The following is a 1310-nucleotide window of genomic DNA, read 5'->3' as shown; positions in this document are numbered from 1 at the left end:
CGCCGCACGCCACCGTCGGGCAGGGTTTCCTCGGTCAACTGGCCGAGGCTATTCCAGACCAGCCGATGCCGGCTGCTGTCCGGGTAGCGGATCGACAGCAATTGCCCCCGGGTGTCGTAGTAGTAATGAGTAACCTGGCCGTCGGGGTCGACCGCTTCGGTGACATCGCCCTCGGCATTGCGCCGGTAGATCCACACCGCCTCGCCGCGCGAACGTCGATGCAGGAAACCGTTGCGATACTCGTAGGACGTGGGCGCCTCATCCGGTGGAATCAGCGCGATCAGCCGTCCGACTTCGTCGTAGCGGTATTCGGTGACGGCGCCCAAGGCATCCTGCTCGGCAATCAAGCGCCCGGCATCGTCATAGGCCTTGAGCTGTTCACCGCCATCGGCCTCGACCTTGCGCACCAGCCGCGCACGCTCGTCGTGGACGTAGGTCTCTTCGGTGCCGTCGACGTAATGCACCGCGACACTGCCGTCATCGTTCCAGACGTAACGTGTGTCCATCTGCGAAAACGACGCCCAGTGGCGCACGCAACGAGCAGCCTTGCCGGAGCGCTCCCACTCCCAGAAGAAACTCGCGCCCCCAGCAAGTTGCCGCTGCAGAATCACGTGAGCGTCGTCGTAGTCGTAACGCTCGCTGTCACCGACGGCGTTGGTGGCTTCGATCAGGTGCCGGTAGGCGTCGTAGCTGTAACTGACCAGCGCTTGTTCGGTGCTCCATGCACCGTCGCGAAACACCTGGTAATCCACACCAACCAACTGCGCCCGGTCATACCGCAACAACAGCGAACGCCCGGCGCCGTTATCCAGTCGCTGCACCCGGTCAGAGCGATCGCGCTGCACCGTCAGACGATTGCCATAGGCATCGCTGATCGCCGTCAGCCGTCCTGCGCGAAAGTGATAAAACCGCGCGGTGTCCCCGGCCAGTGCGAGGATCAGCTCTTCCGGCTCATCGCCAAGAAAAATCGCCGCCCGCGACAAACTGTTGTGAATCGCCGGGCGCTCAGTATTCGGCAACGGAAAACGGGTACGCCGGTTTTCGTGATCGACCCAAACAACCTCGTCGCCGGCAAATTCCAGCCGATGCGCCAGCGAATGACTCCAGCCAAACCCCAACCCAACATCGATTTCGGTGGCGCTGGAGCGATACAGGCGGGTGAACTCAAACGGCAACACGCCATCGAGCACCGCATCGCTCAAGGTCAGCAGTTCTTCGCCGGTGACCATCGACACCGGGCAGCCGTTGGTGCAGGTGCGCGGCACGCAATCGGCGCTGTCGCCGTTGGGGTTTTTCGCCTGATCCGGCGA

Annotated in this window: 1 protein-coding gene; it reads right to left on the bottom strand. The window is 62.8% G+C overall.

Annotated features, from left to right (window positions below):
• The coding region (locus tag CKW26_RS29235) for a DUF6531 domain-containing protein (protein WP_141231890.1) at positions 1-1310 on the bottom strand (1310 nt) is incomplete at both ends.

This window comes from Pseudomonas sp. Irchel s3h9, from assembly GCF_900187475.1.
Lineage (GTDB): Bacteria > Pseudomonadota > Gammaproteobacteria > Pseudomonadales > Pseudomonadaceae > Aquipseudomonas > Aquipseudomonas neuropathica.
This window is presented reverse-complemented; position numbering and strand designations above follow the sequence as displayed.